Genomic DNA, 18,940 nt, shown 5'->3' on the forward strand with positions numbered 1-18,940 from the left:
TCCTGTTTGTGATGGAATCATGCGAAGAGCGAAGAATGTCCCAAGTGAATAAGCCTCACTTGGGACGTAAAAGAGTCGCGTTAGCGATTTTGTTCCTAAATCTCCAAGGTTGTTGCCCTTGAAATCGGTTTGTTTTTACGTTATGCACAAAAAAGGATGGTTTACGCGCAAAAATATAAATATATGCACAAAAAAATTAATTTTATGCACAAAAAATCAGATATACGTACAAAAATGGTTGTCTTTTGCACAAAACGCAATATTCGCCAAAGTTCTACATTGTTCCTAGCCGCCTGCATCATTCAAACTGTCCATAAGACTAAATTAACCAAACAACCAATAACATATCTCCTACGCTGCCCGCATAGCATATCACAAACATATTTAGCTATCCGAAAGACTTGTTTAATCCTGAGTTTCATGATAGGATTTATCTAAATTAATAGTTATTTTCTTATCCAGAGAGGTGGAGGGACTGGCCCAATGAAACCCGGCAACCGCACAGGTGTGTGCAGGTGCTAATTCCAGCAAGACAATTTGTTCTTGGCAGATAAGTAGATGGACGGGTTCCCATTCCAAACTTCTTCTTATCGAGGAAGTTTTTTTATTTGTCAAAACTAGAAAAGACGAGGGGAAGATGGGGGATGAAGTTTGGTTTTTGGTTACCGATATTTGGCGGTTGGTTGAGAAATGTAGAGGACGAGCAGATGCCGCCGACCTTTGATTATGCGAAAAAGGTCATTCAGCAGGCGGAAAAGCTTGGCTATGACACTACATTGATTGCAGAGCTATTTTTAAATGACATAAAGGGACCGGATGAGGATAGTCTGGAGGCATGGTCGACGACCGCGGCGCTTGCTGCTGTGACGGAGAAAATCGAGATCATGACTGCGATTCGTCCCGGCTTCCATAATCCTGCGATTGCGGCAAAAGCGATTGCAAATATTGATCATATCAGCAATGGCCGCCTTACCTTGAATGTCGTTTCTGCTTGGTGGGAAGAGGAGGCGCGGCAGTATGGCGGGATATTCACGGAGCATGATGAACGGTATGAACGGACGAAGGAGTTTATTGATGTGCTGAAAGGCCTGTGGACCGAGGATTCCTTCAGCTATGACGGAAAGTACTATCAGCTTAAGGAAACGAAGCTTTTTCCAAAGCCTGTGCAGCGTCCGAATCCGATTCTCTATGCAGGGGGCGAGAGTCCGAAGGGGAAAGAAGTCATTTCCTCCTATTGTGATGCGTATGTCATGCATGGTGGAACAGTGGAAGAGGTTGCCCGAAAAATAGAAGAAATGAAAGAGCGTCGAAGAAATGCGGACCATCCTCCTTTTCAGTCGTTCGGGATGGCGGCGTATGTCATCTGCCGGGATACAGATGAAGAGGCAGAGCAGGAGCTTGCTAGAATAACAGATGTGAAGGAGTCCGATGCCTATGCTGGCTTCAAGGATTTCACCAGTAAGTCACAGCTTGAGCAGCAGATCCAGCTGCAGGACTATTCGGTATCCAATAGAGGGCTGCGGCCAAACCTGATCGGTACACCGGAACAGATTGCTGCGAAAATAAGAGAGTATGAGGACGCTGGCGTGGATCTGCTCTTGCTGCAATTTTCCCCGCAGCTGGAGGAAATGGAGCGCTTTGCGAAGAAAGTGATGCCCTTGGTGCATGAATCAAGGCTTGCCCAAACAGAACAGTAAAAATGAGCATAAGCTGTACCAGGAGACTTGCATAAATTGGAGGAAGATACGATGAAAAAGATATATATCTTGCATGAAAACAAAGAATGGACCGACCATTTGACCAATAGATTAAAAGAATTGGACCTGCCATTTGAAGAGTGGCATCTGGACGAAGGGCTCGTGCCATTGGTGGAGGCGCCACCTGAAGGAGTATTTTATAACAGAATGAGTGCATCCTCCCACACAAGGGACCACCGCTATGCACCGGAATTGACGGGGGCAGTGCTGGCGTGGCTTGAGCATCATGGCCGAAAAGTGCTGAACGGCAGCCGTGCGCTTCAGCTTGAACTAAGCAAAGTGAATCAGTATACGGCACTTGAGAAGCAGGGAATACGCACGCCGAAAACGATAGCGGCAGTGGGAAAAACCAATATTATAGAGGCGGCAAAGAAAATAGGAGCTGAGGCGTTCATCACAAAGCACAACCGGGCCGGAAAAGGTCTTGGTGTGCAGCTTTTCCAATCCACAGCAAGCCTTGAAGAGTATTTGTATGGACCGACCTTCGAGGAACCAGTTGATGGGGTCACGCTGATCCAGGAGTATATCGAGTCACCGGAATCTTATATTACGAGATGCGAGTTTGTGGGTGGCAAGTTCCTCTATGCGGTGAGAGTGGATACGTCTGAAGGCTTTGAGCTTTGCCCGGCGGATGCCTGCCAGATTGGCGATTTGTTCTGTCCTGTCGGGGAAGAAGTGGAAGAGAAGCCGAAGTTCAGCATTGTCGAGGGCTTTGCCGATCCTATCATTGAAAAATACGAGGCATTCCTGAAGGAGAATAACATCCAGGTTGCCGGGATCGAATTTATCCGAAATGCAAATGGCGAAATTTACACCTATGATGTCAACACGAATACGAACTACAATGCCGATGCCGAAAAAGTGGCAGGGAAGTTCGGCATGCTGCAGTTGGCAAAACTGCTTGGTGAAGAGCTGGAACGAGCATAAGAAAAAGGTGCCAGACGGGGTCTGGCACCTTTCGCATTTTTTTAGAAAAAGATATGGCCCATGATTGCAATGACAGGCAGCGTAATCAATGTACGCAGGATGAAGATGATGAACAGGTCCTTGAATGATACTGGTACCTTGGATCCTAGCAATACGCCACCGACCTCGGAAAGGTAGATGAGCTGTGTCACGGATACGGTTGCGACCACGAAACGGGTCAGTTCGCTTTGGATATCCGCACCCAATACGGAAGGCAGGAACATATCTGCAAATCCGACCATCATGGTTTCCGATGCCGCTTTCGCTTCAGGAATCTGCAATAGCTCCAACAGCGGAATGAACGGAACTCCCAACCAAGTGAACAGCGGCGTATTCTCCGCTAAAATAAGGGCGATTGTACCGAACGCCATCACGATCGGCGCGACACCCATCCACATATCGAGGACATTTTTTCCGCCCTCGATGAAGAATTTGCTGACACTTCTATTTTTCGCAGCACGTTCCACAGCCTGGGAGTAACCCCATTTTAATGGGGAGTATCCCTCAGGAATCAATTCTTTCTCTTCTTTTTCCTCACCGTTGTAATACGTATCAGGCTTCCAGGAAAGTGGCGGAATACGTGGCATGATGATGGCAGCAACAAGTCCTGATAGTACAACAGTTGCGTAGAAAGGAACAAACATTTTCGCCAGGCCGACCTGGGAAATGACGATCAGACTGAATGTAATGGAAACAACGGAAAAGGTCGTCCCGATAACCGCCGCTTCACGTTTTGTGTAGTAGCCTTCTTCATATTGCTTACTGGTCAAAAGCACCCCGATGGTTCCATCACCAAGCCAGGAAGCCATAGTATCGATGGACGAACGCCCCGGTAGAGTAAAAATCGGTCGCATGACCTTCGTTAACAAAGCGCCAAAGAACTCCAACAGTCCATAATCCAAAAGCAAGGGTAAAAATAATCCGGCGAATAGGAAAACAGTTAATAGAATAGGTAGCAGTTCAAATAATAAAAGTCCTCCGGTCCCGTCACTCCAAACAGCCTCAGGTCCAAGCTTGAACAGGGTCATGATGGCAAAAACCATTCCGACAATGCGTGTCACTGTCCAGAACAAGGAAACATTCAAGAGCGAATTGAAGAAGCCGGGTTGTTTGGTATAAGAAGGCTTCGCGAGCTTCGTAATGACAGTTGCAATGGCAGTAATGGTAATGATGGCTGTCATGATATATGGTATGGTGCCTCCAAGCAGATCTTGCAGCTGCCCGGAAAGAATCGCTATAGGTATCGTGATTTCACCTTCATAGGAAATAGGGAACATAAATAAAAGTATCCCGATTAAAGACGGAATAAGAAATTTTAAGATATCAATAGTTCGATAAGATGGTGTAGTTTTCAATGTAGATTCTCCTTATGCGTAAATATGCAACGTTAGTTATTTTAATACAATTCTCCTATTTTTCAAAGGTAGTTATTGGCAGAAGCGAAAGTTTTCACTATTACTTTCCCTGAAAGTGATGAAAACAAACCAAAAAAAAGATACCGGACATGCCTTTAGTTGGCAAAATCCAGTATCTCCAGCTCTTTATGTTTTCTGAGATCGATAAAATGATCATCGATTTTAATGATTGGCAGATGGGGCTCATCCGTATGGATAAAAATGATTTCTCCAAGCTTACCGTTGTTCAATAGTACTTCATCACGGATATGGTTGGAGAAAATGTATCGGACGAAAGGATAAACGATAGCAGGATTGATGCGATTATAGCTTGCTTCCTGAATCAGTATCTTGCTGGTGACAAATAGATTCTGTTTTGGACGGTAGCTCCGTTCGGACGATAGGGCATCATACATGTCCGCCACGGAAAGGATCTGTACAAAATAAGGAATCCTTTCATGCTTTATCCCAGTTGGATAGCCGCTGCCATCTAGACGCTCGTGATGCAGCAATGCGCCCTGCAGGATATGGGGATCAATCGTTTTATTCTTCCGCAGAAGCTCGTAGCCGAGTGTCGTATGCCTTTGAATCTCGTTCCATTCACTTTCCGTCAGACGACCGGGCTTTTGCAGAATGGTTTTGTCTATCAATAGCTTTCCTACATCATGAAACAGGCCCATCTGACCAAGGAGTTTTATGTTTTCCTTGTCGAGGCCCATGATTTTACCTATCAGGGAAGCATATATGCCTACATTCAGGCTGTGCGAATATGTATAGTTATCATAGCTTTTTACTTGTTCAATATATCGAATGAATACAGGATCCTCGACCAGCTTGTCCACCAAAGGGGCAAGCATCTGATGAATCTCTTCCAATGGAGGCAGATTTTCCCGTTCCATTTTTGAGAAAATTGTCTGAAACGCGCTGACACTATTATGATATATATTTTTCACATGCTGGAAATAATCCTTGGAAAGGTGATGCGGCTGTTCCACCAACAGACGCTGGTCAAAATAGTAGTCATGGTTCTGCAGACTTTCTACATGCTTCTTAGTCAAGATAGTGCCTTTTTTCAACAAAAGATTTCCTGAGACAGAAAAGATGTCATCTATTAGGATTTTACCGATATGTTTTGAGGAAATTCTCATAGCATTCTACCTCGCCTAAACCTTTAATAATACTCTTATCAACATCGATTTTAACATTTAGGGCCAAAAAAATCTATATTTTTCAAAATAGTCAGCAAATTATTTTTTCGGTATAATATTTGAAATGCTTTAAAGAAATACTATAGGATAGGAGTCAGGACATAAATTATTGGAGAAGGTGAACGGATTGGTTAAATGTATTGCGATAGATATGGATGGAACATTGTTAAATAACAATCATGTAGTAAGCGAAGAAAATGCAAGGGCCGTAAAGGTTGCGCAAAGAAATGGTGTGGAGGTTGTCATTGCCACCGGCAGGTCCTATGCAGAAGCGAAGGATGTCTTGGTAGAAGCGGGTATACACTGTCCGATCATCTGTGTTAATGGAGCGGAAGTGCGTTCGATTGAAGGGGAAGTTGTAGCAATGAATCCCTTGATGAACGCTCAAGTCTTGGAACTGGCTGAGATTCTCGATAAACACCATGTGTATTTCGAGCTCTATACTCAAAACGGGACCTATTCCAAGGATTACGACAAGGCGGTTGCCACCCTTATGGACATTTTCATGTCGGTGAATGAGGAAAACGACTATGAGGAAGTGCTTAAGGCAGCAAAGGAAAGAATGGAAGACGGCAGAACGAAGCTGGTGGACAGCTTTGACCCGATTCTGAAGGACGAAACAACCATCATATTCAAGCTGCTGGCCTTCTCATTGGATAAGAAAAGGCTGGAGGCGGCACGAAGCGAGCTTATTGAAACAGGGCATGTCGCCATCAGCTCCTCCGGTAAGGACAACCTGGAGATCACAAGCATTGAAGCGCAAAAAGGGATAGCCCTATCGGTGTTCACCAGCGAGCGTGGCATTGCCATGGAGGACACAATGGCAATCGGCGACAACTACAATGATGTCTCCATGTTCGAAAGAGTCGGCCGTGCTGTAGCAATGGGCAACGCCCCGGAAGGCGTAAAAGCCACAGCCCATATGGAAACCGACACCAACATCAACAGCGGCGTCGCCAAAGCCGTGCTTGAGGTATTGGGATAGGATAGGGGAATTGGAGCTACTTGGAGCTACTTGGGAAATTATTTTTAGTGGGGGCGGTGCTGAGTAGTGCCAGGCCCCTCTTTTTTGTTTGGGAGATTGTTCTTTGGATGGGGTGATGTGGGGGCTGTGCTAAGTAGTGCCAGGCCCCTCTTTTTTGTTTGGAGGAGAAAGAGGTTGGGTGGTGGATGGAGGGGCCGGGCACTAGTTTTGGTGGGGGATTTTGTGGTTGGTTTTGTTGGTAGGATTAGTGTTGTGGGTCGCCCCTGTGGGTTGAAGTGCAAGGGGTGAGACTCCTGCGGGAGGCTCCCGGACCGCCCGCGGAAAGCGAACCCCTGGAACGGAAACCAACAGGGAGTTCAATGTAGGCGCAGGATTTTTAAGAGAATTCCAAATAACTAAATTAACCATTGTTCCGCACCCCCCACTTCATCTATAATAAACTAGTTGTAAAAGACCGGAAAAGGGGGCCTCCCGATGAAGTTTCGCGCTTCTGCTGTGCAATATCACTTGCATACCATCAATAGTTTTGAAGAATTTGCTAATCAAGTTATCCATTATGTAAAAACAGCCGCTGAATTTGATGCGGATTTCGTTTTGTTTCCTGAATTTTTGACTACCCAATTACTCTCGTTTCCAGTTGACGGAAGAGAGCAGACGATAAGAGATCTACCGTCCTATACGGATTTGTATTACCAGCTATTTAGCGGTATTGCCAAGCAGACGGGCATGCACATCATCGGTGGAACACATGTTATTGAAAAAGAGGGCAAGCTCTATAACGCTGCACACCTCTTCTATCCCGATGGAACGATTGCCATCCAGACAAAGCTTCATCTGACACCGACGGAGGTCCAGGAATGGGGCATTACACCTGGGGAAGGCTTGCAGGTGTTTGAAACCGAAAAAGGCACAATTGCGATGCTGACCTGCTATGACATCGAGTTTCCGGAGGTAGTGCGCCTCGTGAAAGCGATGGGGGCGGATGTGGTATTTTGTCCTTCCTGCACCGACGACCGTCACGGCTTCCACCGAGTACGCTATTCCTGTCATGCCCGCACTATCGAGAATCAGGTATATGTGGTGACAACCGGCACGATCGGTTCCTTGCCGACCGTCGACTTTATGCGCGGTAACTTCGGGCAGGCAGCGATCATTTCACCTAATGATGTTCCATTCCCGCCAAGAGGCATTGTGGTGGAAGGTGAATTGAACCAGGATATGATTGTGACGGGCGACCTGGATATCTCCCTATTGGAAAAAGTGAGACAGAGTGGATCTGTAACAACCTGGCGCGACCGCCGCTCTGACTTGTACCCTGATTGGGAACAGCTTGCAAAGGGATCTGTTAGTAATTAGAGTAAATTGTTTGACAAACAGGGTGTTGTCATTTATTTTATAAAAATAACAAGATGGATTGTGACTGGTAATGCAGGCAAGACCTAATACGAACCGGATAAACCCCGGGCGTGTTGGGTCTTTTTTATTTTCGTGACAATTCAGACCTTAAGGAGGAAAAAGATATGTCATTTTTAAAAAAGCTTTTCGGAAAAAACGAAGTGAAAACAGCAGAGGTGTTGGTTGCGCCGATTACAGGAAAGGTGATTCCACTTGAAGAGGTGCCAGATCCTGTGTTTGCCCAAAAAATGATGGGTGACGGGATCGCAATCGAACCTACGGAAGGAACAGTCGTTTCCCCGGTAAATGGTGAGATCGTACAATTCTTCCCGACCAAGCATGCAATCGGGATCAAATCGGAAACGGGCGTGGAGATCCTTATCCATGTAGGACTGGAAACGGTAGGCATGAAGGGTGAAGGCTTCGAAGCTTTGGTAAAAGTCGGCGATAAAGTAACAGTTGGTACCCCATTATTGACATTTGATATCGAACTGATCAAAGAAAAAGCGAAAAGCATCGTGACACCAATCATTCTGACTAACGGGGACATCCTTGAAAAGGTGCAGAAGCATGATGTGCAGGATGCATTCAAAGGTGCAACAGCGCTAATGGATTGGAAGGTTAAGGGTTGAGTTTATTGGTGAAGGGCCGTTACGGAATTTTAATAAAGTGATGCAACTTGTGCATACTAGCAAAAGAGAAGCGAGATAGCTTCTCTTTTTGATGGGCTTTTGGCGAAATTTGTCGAATATTTAATGACTGGAAAACAACCAGCAACCCCAAAAGGAGGGAAATCAAATGCAAGTTGTCTTCTATCTCATATTGACATGGATTTTTGCAGCATTCTTCCTATTTCAGAGAAAATCATTAACACTTGTAGAAAATTTGTTTTTATTTTTCTTCTTCCTTTTTATTAATAAAAACGTCATTACGATGCTCAGCTTGAATTTAAGCATGATCGAGTACTCTAAAGAGCCCCATCTGTTCATTTGCTTCTGGTTTCAACGAACACTCATTTATCCTCTTTTGTTACTGATTTTTGTCAATCGAGTGTTTGAGAAGTCAACTATGTATAAGTTTGGTGGTGTACTTTTATTTATCGGAATCGGGATATTGATAGAGTTGATAGCCATTAAATTGGAGGTAATTTCGTATACCAATTGGAACTTTGGATGGACATTTCTTATTTCCATCGTCTATTTGTGCACAACGCTTGGAATCGCGAAGGTGTTTCGATATTTCATACTTAGAGAAGGTGAATGGAAGGGATGAAAATGAAATGTTGGACCCTTGCCTCAAATGTTAACTATGATCATGCTTTTAATTCAAATGAGTGGTTCATACTTATAAGTATTGCTATTGGTTATTCGCTACTTTTCATACTTCCAAAGCGGTTCCCAACTACCTACACTGTCCTCTTCTTATTTATCGGCATGAACAGCGGAATGGTACTTGATCATACGATAAGCATTCCTCCGTTTGATTTTTACGATGTGAATGACAGTTCCAAATTTGAAATCTATGACTTTTTGTCTTACATCATGTATGGCCCTTACGGTTATTTTTTCTTTTACCTCTACGATTACTTGAAGCCCAGGCGTTATCGAACCATGCTATATATTATCAGTTGGTCGATTACAGCAATGGTTGTAGAATGGGTGGCTTACAATCTGGGAGTATTCCATTATAAGGCTGGCTATAAGTTTATCTACTCTTTTCCCTTTTACTTTTATGTTCAAAGTATCACGTTAGCTCTGTTCATTTTAATAATGAAAAAAGCTCCCCCTAACAAGTAGGAGAAGCTTGAATGTGTTCCTATAGCAGTAAAAATGCCAGGGAGATGATAACTCCGCTTATGAATAGGACAATGACACAGAACCCCATGATGTCCTTCGCCTTTAAGCCGGCGATTGCCAAGGCAGGCAATGCCCAGAAAGGCTGGATCATGTTCGTCCATGCATCCCCCCACGCCACTGCCATTGCCGTTTTTGCAACAGATACGTCAAGGGATTGGGCAGCTTTCAGCATGATGGGTGCCTGAACCGACCACTGCCCTCCACCAGATGGAACGAATACGTTCACGATACCTGCGCTTAAAAAGGTGAAGAAATGGAAGGTATGCTCATTGGAAATGGAGACGAAGGCTTCTGACATGACTCCTGCTAAACCTGAAGTTACCATCATCCCCATGATTCCCGCGTAGAACGGGAATTGAATAATGATTCCGCTTGCTCCTTTTACTGCGTTCATCACTGCTTCCAGGAAAAATTTAGGACGCCAATGGAATAGAATGCCAAGGAACAGGAACAGGAAGTTTACGATATCCAGGTTCAATTTGAAGCCATTATCTGCAAAATAAAGAAATAGGAAAAATAGTCCCATCACTGAAACAAGCAGGGAAAGAACCCAGCTGTTCTCCAAACGGTCTGCTGGAGTGAGCTCAACTTTTTCAACAGTTGCCGCTTGCAGACTTGAAGAGTCATCCAACACTGCAGGATTGACAGTGATGGTTTCGTCCTTGGAAGGCATCATCAAGCGGTTCAACAAAGGTAATGTAATGAATAGCGCTGCGATGATAGCAAGGTTGAATGGAGCAAAAATGGTTTGATCCGTGCTGATGACACCGATCAGGTCCTGTGAAAAGTGGCCCTCAGTCGCAATGGTAAGCGGGATGGATCCTGAAAATCCGCCATGCCAGACAATGAAACCGCTGTAAGCGCTTGCAATTAATAGCCTGTAGTCCACGTTTTCCACGCGCTTTGCCAGTTCCTTAGCAAACAATGCCCCGATAACCAGCCCGAAGCCCCAGTTGATCCAACTCGCCACGATGGAAACGATGGTTACGATAATGATGGCCGAGCCAGGCGACTTCGCAGTGGACGCAAGACCGCCAAGCATTCTTTTAAAAATAGGGCTGCTGGCCAGCACATGTCCGGTTACAAGAACAAGCACCATCTGCATCGAGAACGCGAGTAGAGCCCAGAAGCCGCCACCCCAATGCTTTGCCATATCTACAGGACCGCTGTCGGTGAAAAGAAGACCCAAACCGAATACTACAAAAGTTAAAATGATAACAAATAAAAATGGATCAGGTAGATAGCGCTGCATCAATCTGTTGAAAAACGAAATGACTCCTTTCAAACAAACTCCCCCTTTGGAAAATTGTATTATGTATCCCATCCCTCTTTTACAATTCTCTATTCGTAACAATTTTCCTCCTTTTTTAGGAAGTCAAAAAAGAAGCACCCTCCGATTTTTTGGAAGGTGCATTCTTTTATTTTTCCAATCTGTTCCTGCGTGCCATCCCCGGTTCCTTTCGCAATGCTTTAAATAGGGAGTAGCACATTGCGATCAGAATAACCGTAAATGGAAGCGCCGACACAAGAGAGGCGGTTTGCAGTCCCTCCAGTCCGCTTGCCAATAGGAGGACGGCCGCAATGGCTGCCATCAGGGTTCCCCAAATGACCCGCAATAATAACGGAGGATTCAGGCTGCCTCCTGAGGTCATCGTTCCTAGAATATAGGTTGCAGAATCCGCTGATGTAATTAGGAAAGTGAAAATCAGCAGGATGGATATGACAGATAGGAAAAACGTAAATGGCAGTTCTGCAAAGGTCGCAAACAATGCGCTGGTTACATCTTTATCCACGGCCTGCGCAATTTGGGTCCCTCCGAACAAATCGAAATGAAGGGCGGTTCCTCCAAATACAGCGATCCATAATAGGGCAATCACCGGTGGAATGACGAGGACACCAAAAACAAACTCCCGAATCGTTCTTCCTCGGGAAACTCGGGCAATGAAGGCGCCGACAAATGGTGACCACGCAATGGCCCAAGCCCAGTAGAAAATCGTCCAATCCCTGACCCAGGTACCGCCTTTATATGGCGTCAACCTGAGGCTCGTTGTAAAGAAAGTCGAGATATAGTCTCCGATCCCAAGTGTAAAGGTGTTAAGAATGAATACAGTAGGACCAGCAAAGAAGACAAAGACCATCAACAGCAATGCCAATGTAAGATTCAAGTTGCTCAAATACTTGATTCCCCGTTCGATCCCGGTTGTCGTGGAGGCCAAGTAAAGAATCAACAGTACAAAAATGATGATCAACTGAACGGTTGCATTATTGGGAATGCCGAACACGACATTTAATCCGCCGTTGATCTGCAGAATTCCAAGTCCAAGGGAAGTAGCAACCCCCATCACCGTCGCAATGACAGCCAGGATATCAATGGGCTTTCTTATGTAACTTCTATTTTTTGTACCAATAATCGGATTTAACGTAGTCGAAATGAGTCCATCTTCCTTTTTGCGGAATTGAAAATACCCGATCGCAAGGCCGACTATCGTGAATACGGACCACTGACTTAGCCCCCAGTGGAAAAAGGAATACTGCATCGCGGCCCGGGCAGCCTCTTCTCCTAAGGCGTCAATCGTCTCGCGTGGCGGCGTGAAAAAGTGGCTCATCGGTTCGGCGATCCCCCAGAACACCAGACCTATTCCAAATCCGGCGCTGAACAGCATGCCAATCCAGGTGAAAAAGGAAAACTCTGGACGATCCTCATCCTTACCAAGTCTAATCTTCCCGTATTTTGTCAGCGCAAGCACAATACAGAATAAAACAAAAAATAATACCGAAAGCAAATAGAACCAGCCGAATGCATAGGTGGTGAAGTTGAAAATCTCGCTTGCCACCGCTGCGAATGCCTTAGGCGCTACCGCACCAATCACTACCAGCAATGCTATTGCAATTGCTGAAAACCAAAAAACAACATCAAGCTTTTTAATAGAAATCTCCCCCAATATGTATGTTAAGAAAAATGCATCAGTCTACTATTCCCTAACTCCGAGTGTTTTACTCGTGATTCTCTAAAAAAAGAGCTTCCTCTGGAAATCCTCCTCTGGAACTGATTTAATGGAAAGTAAGATTGCCTACAAAAGGAGGAGCAGGGATGAACCCTACGATTGAAACCATATTACAGCATCGTTCGATTCGGAAATTTGAGGACAGGCCTTTATCAGAGGAACAGATAAGAACCATCGTGGAATGCGCACAGGCCGCTTCCACCTCCAGTTTTATTCAGGCCTACTCAATCATTGGGGTGAAGGATAAGGAGAAGAAAAAGAAGCTGGCTGAGCTTGCCGGGAATCAGTCCTATGTGGAGCATAGCGGACACTTTTTCGTCTTTTGTGCCGATTTGCACCGCCATGAACGGATAGGGGAAATGGAAGGAACGGATGTGTCCGGCTCTCTTGAAAGCATGGAGAAATTCATGGTAGCTGTCATCGATGCATCACTCGCTGCACAAAATGCCTCACTAGCAGCGGAATCCATTGGTCTTGGTATCTGCTATATCGGCGGTATCCGTAATAATATGGAACAGGTGACAGAGCTGCTTGGAATTCCGAGTCATGCTATGCCACTATTCGGCCTTGCAGTTGGCTACCCGGCTCAACAAACCGATACGAAACCGAGACTCCCTTTTGAACACGTCTATCACGAGGACACCTACAATACGAATGAGACAAGCTACAAGGAGCAGCTTGAAGACTACAATAAGACAACTTCCGCTTACTATCATGCCCGAACTGGCGGCAAGCGCGCAGACACCTGGTCGAGCCAGATGGCCAATATGCTGCGGGAACCAAAACGTACAGGAATGAAGGATTTTGTGGAAAAGCAAGGATTAGCCAAGAAGTAGTTAATAGGGGCCTGGCCCCTACAAATTTCGACAAAAAACGCACCGTACGGGGAAATCTGTACGGTGCGTTTTTGTTAGGGGTTGATTTTAATGATCCGCCTAAAGACGGGAGTGAGCAGGTAGCCGATGAAAAAACCCAGTGTGTTAAGCAGGAGATCATCGATGTCCAGGCTGCCACGGTTGGTCAGGTGCTGTGTGACTTCAATAAGGGAAATGGCGAAAACCGGAGCAATGATCAATGTTAACCAGTTCCTCTTTTTCCATTTCAGCGCAACCCCAAATGGCACGAAAAGTACAATATTGGCCGCCAAGTTATAGAAGGCGACAAGAGGATCGGCATCTCCTGAAAGAAAAAGGGAAATGGTCGAGAACGGGACAAGATTGACATTGTGGGCGGCGCCATAATCCTGCTCATTAGGACGAAAGAAAAGTAGAACTAAAAGTGATAGAGAGTAGATACCCAAAATGGTACTTATCGTCTTGCCGGAAATTGATACCGTTTCTTTCCTGAAAAAAAGAGTTATGGAAAAGACCACCACATACACACAGAAGAATACAACAGGTATGACCAATGAATGAAGGTAAGTGGCAAGAGGCTGATAGATTGGAATCATAAGTAAAAGAATAATGACTGAGCAGATAATAGGATTGGCGTGCTTTTTCATGGAGGTCTCCTTCGGATTAGGTTCGTTTGTTTCACCTGTACGGAGTCTTTACCGGCAACGTGATTTGTTAGAATGATTGTTGATTTTGTTAGAATTCGAAACGGATTTGTTAGAATGCTACGTAAATTTGTTAGAATGGCAGGGGAAAGTGTTAGAATGCTAATCAAATTTGTTAGAATCGTTAGCAGATCCAGCATATTTTTTATGCTTAATGAGTAAAAAGTATAGTTCCAATTCGAAAACTCCCCCAAGCTAGTGCAAAAAACTAAAAAAAGGTGATTTTCAACTGTGAAATAGCATTATTCGCAGTTATTGCATGCCTTACCAAAAGACCATACCCCCAAAAACAGGCAGCCAAGCTTCCAGCCCGGCTGCCACTACCTGTTATTAAACTCACTCACTCTCAAGCAGGCTTTTCAGCTTTTTCAAATGATCCCCGTCTTCCTTCTTCAGGATTTTGCGGATAATCGGCTTGGTAAGCTTCATCACAAGCCCTGAAGTATGGATGTCCCCTTTGAAATCCACCCTTGTCCCACCGCCATCAGCAGGTACGAAATCGTAGTAGTACACAACCTTCAACCCGTTGGCTTCGCTTTTAACAGTAAAGCTTCTGTTGGGAGTGTAATCCGTAAATTCAATAACCGCAGAAGCTTTGCGGCCTCTGATTTCACGGGTTTCCTTAAAGCGTGAACCGACCTGCAGGGGACCGTCCGTCAGCTTCTCAATCTCCACGACATTTTCCATGATCTTTGGGGAATTCTCCATATTGGAAGCATACGAAAAAACTTCCTCCACCGGCTTTTTGATCACGACGGAATCCTGAATATCTGCCATTTTACATCCTCCTTTAAAGTAGGTGTCTTCTAAAATAATCTATTTTTATGATGAGAATTTTTCAAACAATCCACCTCTAATATACCAGATATGTCCAGGCAGGGATAGAATCTGAAGGCTGGAAGTTTAAAAAGTTTTGCAAACGGAAATATACTCTGTAAGCAACAAACATCGAACAAACACAAGAGGAGGAATTGACATGTTAGGACTATTAATTACTATTATAATTGCAATCATTATTGGAATGATCGGGAGCGCAATCGCGCCAGGCGGTATGCCAGGAGGAATCCTGGGTGCCATGATCGCAGGGCTTGTCGGCGCATGGATCGGTCACGCACTATTAGGGAAATGGGGTCCAGTAATCGCAGATATGGCTATCGTACCTGCCATTATCGGAGCTGCAATCTTTGTATTCTTACTGAGCCTTATCTCAAGAGGTATGAGAAGCGCAACATAATGAATCAATATAAAAGGAGTTAGCCTCCCTCGGCTAACTCCTTTTTGTGTCTATTATTTCGCCTCTAAGCGGCGGATACGCTCATTTAAATCAGGGTGAGTGGAGAATAAAGAGCTCTTTCTTTTCCCGCTGATTTTGAAAGTTGCGATTGCAGAATCCTGCTCATCACGGATTCTGTGTGTGTAAGCTTGAAGGGAACGTAATGCGTGTACCATTTTGTCCTTACCAGCAAGGTCTGCACCGCCACGGTCCGCATGGTATTCACGGTAACGGGAGAATGCGAAGACAACTAAGCTTCCAAGAATGGAGAAGACGATCTGGAACACAATCACAGCGATAAAGTGTACGATTGGTGCCATTTCCTCTTTTACAAAACGGGAAGCGATGAACGCTGCAATACGTGCAAGGAAGATAACAAATGTATTCACAACACCTTGTAGAAGCGTCATCGTTACCATGTCGCCGTTCGCGATATGGGCAACCTCATGGGCAATGACACCTTCAATGGCAGCATCGTCCATTTCCTGCAATAGTCCGGAAGAAACAGCCACTAGGGAGCGGTTCTTGGAAGGACCAGTCGCAAAAGCATTCACCTCTGGAGAGTGGTAGATACCAACCTCAGGCATTTTTGTGATGCCAGCCGCACGTGACATGCGGTGAACCATTTCTACAATTTGACGCTCTTGTGTGCTCATCGGACCGTTCGGATCGATGACCTGGACGTTCATCATTTTCTTTGCCATCCAGCGGGACATCAATAGGGAAATGAAGGAACCACTGAAACCGATGATGGCACTGAAGATTAATAAGGCGCCAAAATCAATGCCATTTTCATCAATGTAATTGCCAGCCCCAGTTAAACTGAAGATAATTGTAATCGTAGTCAGAACTAGAATATTCGTTAAAAGAAAATAGAAAATACGCTTTGCCATGTTTCTCCTCCTGATTGTTTTTGAGTTCTTATGAACCTATATCTCTTGTTTTCAATTATAAAGATATGTGTCTGATTTATCAATAAAAATACCTTGACTATATTTGACGAAAAGACATTTGCATTTTACTATTAGAGCATAATTGGACGAGCGAAAAGGGGTAATCCTGATGGAAAATGGATGGACAAGATTAGAGCTGGCAGTGCTTTTGGAGAAATTCCAGACTAAAAAGGGCTTAGTCGAATACAGGAATTCCCTACCCGGAAATTTCCAGCAGCTGATAACCAAAAAAGGGGATGGAGAGATAGGGCTCACCATGTCAAATATCGTCTGGCTCGGCAACCAGCTCGAAACGGCAGTCTATTCGGAGCCTGCGCTGAAGAACTGGGTTAAACGGGAAATAAAGGAATACATCGGTGCACCACAAGTGGGACGTAAATATTCCGTTGAACAGGCAGCCCTCCTTTTTATTGTAAAAGATCTTAAAGTATTATTGGACTTTGAAGAGATTCGCAAGGTACTCGGATCCATTTTCAATAACCCGAAAGATCGCACCGATGACATTATCAGTCCGGTGGTATTTTATAAATCATATGCTTGTCTCTATGAAAACTTGATGGCACAGACGGAAATTTTATCGGAAGAGCATATAAAAGAGGAAATCGAGGCCTATCTGGCTAAGGAATCATTGTATACACTGGTGGAAAGAAGCAAAATATCGCGTTCCCTTTTGGTTGCCGTCCTTGCAGTACGAACAAGGTACTTAAAGTCGCTTGCCAAACAGTATGTGAATAGGCTGGATGACAAAGAATAAAGCTTTTGTCCGAAAAATAAGGCTTTTGGATTTTTTACATCATTTATAGCCATATTATTCAAAGAGAAAATAAACCTAATTCACGGGAAAAGAGCACGAAAGCAAGTAATATTACGAGTTTACGTTGAATACGTCAAAAGCAATAAAGTATACGAAAACGCAAAGAATAAAGAATATTCGGGTGTAAGCGTTCGCATCCTTGAAGATAGGTTATAATGGGTATAAAGCTTGATTCCATCAGGCTTTTTATGGTATTTTCAATTCGAACTAACGAGAAACAAATTACCTTGTAGAAGGGAAGTTTTTATAAAATGGCAAAGCAGCAAATTGGTGTAATCGGGCTTGCAGTTATGGGGAAAAACCTCGCTATGAACATTGAAAGCAGAGGCTATTCTGTATCTGTATTCAACCGCTCACCTGAAAAAACAGAAGAATTTATGCAAGAAACGGAAGGCAGAAATTTTAAAGGTACATATAGCATCGAAGAGTTTGTTCAGTCTCTTGAAACCCCTCGCAAAATTTTACTGATGGTAAAAGCGGGCGGACCGACAGACGCAACCATCGAATCCTTGAAGCCGCATCTGGATAAAGGCGACATCCTGATCGATGGCGGTAACACACTGTATACAGACACGATCCGTCGCAACAAGGAATTGGCGGAGCTTGGCCTGCATTTCATCGGGACAGGCGTTTCCGGCGGGGAAGAAGGAGCATTAAAAGGTCCTTCCATCATGCCTGGTGGCCAAAAAGAAGCGTATGACCTTGTAGAGGACATCCTGAAAAGCATCTCTGCAAAAGTTGAAGGCGATGCTTGCTGCACTTACATCGGTCCAGACGGCGCGGGCCACTATGTGAAAATGGTGCATAACGGCATTGAGTACGGCGACATGCAGCTGATCAGTGAGGCATATTTCCTTTTGAAAAATGTCCTTGGATTGTCCGCACAAGAGCTTCATGAAGTATTTGCCGAGTGGAATAAAGGCGAGCTTGACAGCTACCTGATCGAGATCACGGCAGACATTTTCACAAAAATGGACGACGAAACAGGCAAACCGCTTGTCGATGTCATCCTCGACACTGCCGGCCAAAAAGGTACCGGTAAATGGACGAGCAAAAGCGCATTGGACCTTGGCGTTCCACTTCCAATCATCACCGAATCCGTATTCGCACGCTTCATTTCTGCAATGAAGGAAGAGCGCGTGAAAGCGAGCGGCATGCTTCGTGGACCGGAAGGCGTTACGTTCAATGGCGACAAGGAAGCGTTCATCGAGTCCGTCCGCAAGGCATTGTACATGAGCAAAATCTGTTCCTACGCACAAGGATTCGCGCAATTGCGTGCAGCATCCGAAGAGTATGGCTGGGATCTGAAGTATGGCGAAATCGCGATGATCTTCCGTGGGGGTTGTATCATCCGTGCGCAATTCCTGCAAAAGATCAAGGAAGCATATGACCGTGAAGCAGGGCTTGCCAACCTATTGTTGGACCCATACTTCAAGGAGATCGTGGAAAGCTACCAAGGCGGCCTGCGTGAAATCCTTGGCGTAGCAATCCAGCACGGCGTACCTGTACCATCATTCTCAAGCGCATTGGCATACTACGACAGCTACCGCTCCGAGACGCTGCCTGCCAACCTGATCCAGGCACAGCGCGACTACTTCGGTGCACACACATACCAACGTACAGATAAAGAAGGCATATTCCATACGGAATGGATGTCAAAATAATATAATTTAAAAAAGCCAATCCCGGGGCAGCTTTATGCTACTTTGGGGTTGGCTTTTTTATTTTGATTTTTTTGCAAAAAATGGTGATTTGTGTGCTAGCTGGTGATTGGAG

The 18,940-nt window shown here is 44.8% G+C and carries 18 protein-coding genes and 1 riboswitch; of the genes, 11 read left to right on the plus strand and 7 right to left on the minus strand.

Annotated elements, in window-relative coordinates; all coding sequences use genetic code 11:
- The first annotated feature begins 451 nt into the window (after nucleotides 1-451).
- Nucleotides 452-557: riboswitch (SAM riboswitch) on the plus strand.
- A gap of 87 nt (nucleotides 558-644) precedes the next feature.
- Both ACFVAD_RS15655 and ACFVAD_RS15660 read left to right on the plus strand, forming a co-directional pair.
- Nucleotides 645-1,697 (plus strand): LLM class flavin-dependent oxidoreductase, encoded by a 1,053-nt coding sequence (locus ACFVAD_RS15655; RefSeq protein WP_386641958.1) that lies wholly within the window; start codon nucleotides 645-647, stop codon nucleotides 1,695-1,697.
- Between the two features lie 51 nt (nucleotides 1,698-1,748).
- Nucleotides 1,749-2,684, plus strand: coding sequence for an ATP-grasp domain-containing protein (locus ACFVAD_RS15660; RefSeq protein ID WP_386641961.1), 936 nt, complete (start codon nucleotides 1,749-1,751; stop codon nucleotides 2,682-2,684).
- 41 nt (nucleotides 2,685-2,725) lie between these two features.
- Here ACFVAD_RS15660 and ACFVAD_RS15665 read toward each other — a convergent pair whose 3' ends face one another.
- Complete coding sequence (locus ACFVAD_RS15665; protein ID WP_386641964.1) at nucleotides 2,726-4,078, minus strand: YjiH family protein; 1,353 nt, start codon at nucleotides 4,076-4,078, stop codon at nucleotides 2,726-2,728.
- A 155-nt stretch (nucleotides 4,079-4,233) separates the two neighbouring features.
- Nucleotides 4,234-5,265, minus strand: a complete 1,032-nt coding sequence (locus ACFVAD_RS15670; protein ID WP_386641967.1) for an HD-GYP domain-containing protein — start codon at nucleotides 5,263-5,265, stop codon at nucleotides 4,234-4,236.
- Between the two features lie 187 nt (nucleotides 5,266-5,452).
- Between ACFVAD_RS15670 and ACFVAD_RS15675 the strand changes: the two genes are divergently transcribed.
- The 5 genes from ACFVAD_RS15675 to ACFVAD_RS15695 all read left to right on the plus strand — a co-directional run bounded on the left by ACFVAD_RS15675 (nucleotide 5,453) and on the right by ACFVAD_RS15695 (nucleotide 9,501).
- Nucleotides 5,453-6,310: a Cof-type HAD-IIB family hydrolase gene (locus tag ACFVAD_RS15675; protein ID WP_386641970.1), complete on the plus strand. Its 858-nt coding sequence runs from the start codon at nucleotides 5,453-5,455 to the stop codon at nucleotides 6,308-6,310.
- Between the two features lie 474 nt (nucleotides 6,311-6,784).
- Nucleotides 6,785-7,666 (plus strand): carbon-nitrogen hydrolase family protein, encoded by an 882-nt coding sequence (locus ACFVAD_RS15680; protein WP_386641973.1) that lies wholly within the window; start codon nucleotides 6,785-6,787, stop codon nucleotides 7,664-7,666.
- Nucleotides 7,667-7,830: 164 nt separating this feature from the next.
- Entirely contained in the window at nucleotides 7,831-8,337 is a 507-nt protein-coding gene (locus tag ACFVAD_RS15685) for a PTS sugar transporter subunit IIA (protein ID WP_386641976.1), read from the plus strand.
- A gap of 166 nt (nucleotides 8,338-8,503) precedes the next feature.
- Nucleotides 8,504-8,977 carry a hypothetical protein gene (locus ACFVAD_RS15690; protein ID WP_386641979.1) on the plus strand — a complete coding sequence of 158 codons (474 nt, stop codon included), beginning with the start codon at nucleotides 8,504-8,506 and terminating at the stop codon, nucleotides 8,975-8,977.
- 2 nt (nucleotides 8,978-8,979) lie between these two features.
- Nucleotides 8,980-9,501 carry a hypothetical protein gene (locus tag ACFVAD_RS15695; protein ID WP_386641982.1) on the plus strand — a complete coding sequence of 174 codons (522 nt, stop codon included), beginning with the start codon at nucleotides 8,980-8,982 and terminating at the stop codon, nucleotides 9,499-9,501.
- Between the two features lie 19 nt (nucleotides 9,502-9,520).
- On the opposite strand, the gene ACFVAD_RS15700 is transcribed toward ACFVAD_RS15695, so the two are convergent.
- A complete protein-coding gene (locus ACFVAD_RS15700) occupies nucleotides 9,521-10,846 on the minus strand; it encodes a short-chain fatty acid transporter (protein ID WP_386641985.1) in 1,326 nt (441 codons plus the stop codon).
- A gap of 133 nt (nucleotides 10,847-10,979) precedes the next feature.
- Nucleotides 10,980-12,503: a glycine betaine uptake BCCT transporter gene (locus ACFVAD_RS15705; RefSeq protein WP_386641988.1), complete on the minus strand. Its 1,524-nt coding sequence runs from the start codon at nucleotides 12,501-12,503 to the stop codon at nucleotides 10,980-10,982.
- Between the two features lie 149 nt (nucleotides 12,504-12,652).
- Between ACFVAD_RS15705 and nfsA the strand changes: the two genes are divergently transcribed.
- Nucleotides 12,653-13,402, plus strand: coding sequence for an oxygen-insensitive NADPH nitroreductase (gene nfsA, locus ACFVAD_RS15710; RefSeq protein ID WP_386641991.1), 750 nt, complete (start codon nucleotides 12,653-12,655; stop codon nucleotides 13,400-13,402).
- 74 nt (nucleotides 13,403-13,476) lie between these two features.
- On the opposite strand, the gene ACFVAD_RS15715 is transcribed toward nfsA, so the two are convergent.
- Nucleotides 13,477-14,067, minus strand: a complete 591-nt coding sequence (locus ACFVAD_RS15715; RefSeq protein WP_386641994.1) for a VanZ family protein — start codon at nucleotides 14,065-14,067, stop codon at nucleotides 13,477-13,479.
- A gap of 393 nt (nucleotides 14,068-14,460) precedes the next feature.
- Nucleotides 14,461-14,901: an SRPBCC family protein gene (locus tag ACFVAD_RS15720; RefSeq protein ID WP_386641996.1), complete on the minus strand. Its 441-nt coding sequence runs from the start codon at nucleotides 14,899-14,901 to the stop codon at nucleotides 14,461-14,463.
- A gap of 199 nt (nucleotides 14,902-15,100) precedes the next feature.
- Here ACFVAD_RS15720 and ACFVAD_RS15725 point away from each other — a divergent pair, with 199 nt between their 5' ends.
- Nucleotides 15,101-15,358 carry a GlsB/YeaQ/YmgE family stress response membrane protein gene (locus tag ACFVAD_RS15725; RefSeq protein ID WP_386641999.1) on the plus strand — a complete coding sequence of 86 codons (258 nt, stop codon included), beginning with the start codon at nucleotides 15,101-15,103 and terminating at the stop codon, nucleotides 15,356-15,358.
- Between the two features lie 53 nt (nucleotides 15,359-15,411).
- Here ACFVAD_RS15725 and htpX read toward each other — a convergent pair whose 3' ends face one another.
- On the minus strand, nucleotides 15,412-16,290 hold the full coding sequence (htpX, locus tag ACFVAD_RS15730; RefSeq protein WP_386642002.1) for a protease HtpX: 879 nt from the start codon (nucleotides 16,288-16,290) through the stop codon (nucleotides 15,412-15,414).
- Between the two features lie 169 nt (nucleotides 16,291-16,459).
- Between htpX and ACFVAD_RS15735 the strand changes: the two genes are divergently transcribed.
- Both ACFVAD_RS15735 and gndA read left to right on the plus strand, forming a co-directional pair.
- Complete coding sequence (locus ACFVAD_RS15735) at nucleotides 16,460-17,104, plus strand: DUF1836 domain-containing protein (RefSeq protein WP_386642005.1); 645 nt, start codon at nucleotides 16,460-16,462, stop codon at nucleotides 17,102-17,104.
- A gap of 311 nt (nucleotides 17,105-17,415) precedes the next feature.
- Nucleotides 17,416-18,828, plus strand: coding sequence for an NADP-dependent phosphogluconate dehydrogenase (gene gndA / locus ACFVAD_RS15740; RefSeq protein WP_386642008.1), 1,413 nt, complete (start codon nucleotides 17,416-17,418; stop codon nucleotides 18,826-18,828).
- Nucleotides 18,829-18,940 lie beyond the last annotated feature (112 nt).

The sequence above is a fragment of the Sutcliffiella sp. NPDC057660 genome (assembly GCF_042800035.1).
Taxonomy (GTDB): domain Bacteria; phylum Bacillota; class Bacilli; order Bacillales; family Bacillaceae_I; genus Sutcliffiella_A.

What these genes read in the sequence shown, in the direction of transcription:
- ACFVAD_RS15735 (WP_386642005.1), top strand. Translation starts at nt 16,460, where the DNA reads ATGGAAAATGGATGGACAAGATTAGAGCTGGCAGTGCTTTTGGAGAAA.
- ACFVAD_RS15670 (WP_386641967.1), bottom strand. Translation starts at nt 5,265, where the DNA reads ATGAGAATTTCCTCAAAACATATCGGTAAAATCCTAATAGATGACATC.
- ACFVAD_RS15690 (WP_386641979.1), top strand. Translation starts at nt 8,504, where the DNA reads ATGCAAGTTGTCTTCTATCTCATATTGACATGGATTTTTGCAGCATTC.
- ACFVAD_RS15695 (WP_386641982.1), top strand. Translation starts at nt 8,980, where the DNA reads ATGAAATGTTGGACCCTTGCCTCAAATGTTAACTATGATCATGCTTTT.
- ACFVAD_RS15715 (WP_386641994.1), bottom strand. Translation starts at nt 14,067, where the DNA reads ATGAAAAAGCACGCCAATCCTATTATCTGCTCAGTCATTATTCTTTTA.
- htpX (WP_386642002.1), bottom strand. Translation starts at nt 16,290, where the DNA reads ATGGCAAAGCGTATTTTCTATTTTCTTTTAACGAATATTCTAGTTCTG.
- ACFVAD_RS15680 (WP_386641973.1), top strand. Translation starts at nt 6,785, where the DNA reads ATGAAGTTTCGCGCTTCTGCTGTGCAATATCACTTGCATACCATCAAT.
- ACFVAD_RS15655 (WP_386641958.1), top strand. Translation starts at nt 645, where the DNA reads ATGAAGTTTGGTTTTTGGTTACCGATATTTGGCGGTTGGTTGAGAAAT.
- ACFVAD_RS15725 (WP_386641999.1), top strand. Translation starts at nt 15,101, where the DNA reads ATGTTAGGACTATTAATTACTATTATAATTGCAATCATTATTGGAATG.
- ACFVAD_RS15660 (WP_386641961.1), top strand. Translation starts at nt 1,749, where the DNA reads ATGAAAAAGATATATATCTTGCATGAAAACAAAGAATGGACCGACCAT.
- ACFVAD_RS15720 (WP_386641996.1), bottom strand. Translation starts at nt 14,901, where the DNA reads ATGGCAGATATTCAGGATTCCGTCGTGATCAAAAAGCCGGTGGAGGAA.
- nfsA (WP_386641991.1), top strand. Translation starts at nt 12,653, where the DNA reads ATGAACCCTACGATTGAAACCATATTACAGCATCGTTCGATTCGGAAA.
- gndA (WP_386642008.1), top strand. Translation starts at nt 17,416, where the DNA reads ATGGCAAAGCAGCAAATTGGTGTAATCGGGCTTGCAGTTATGGGGAAA.
- ACFVAD_RS15685 (WP_386641976.1), top strand. Translation starts at nt 7,831, where the DNA reads ATGTCATTTTTAAAAAAGCTTTTCGGAAAAAACGAAGTGAAAACAGCA.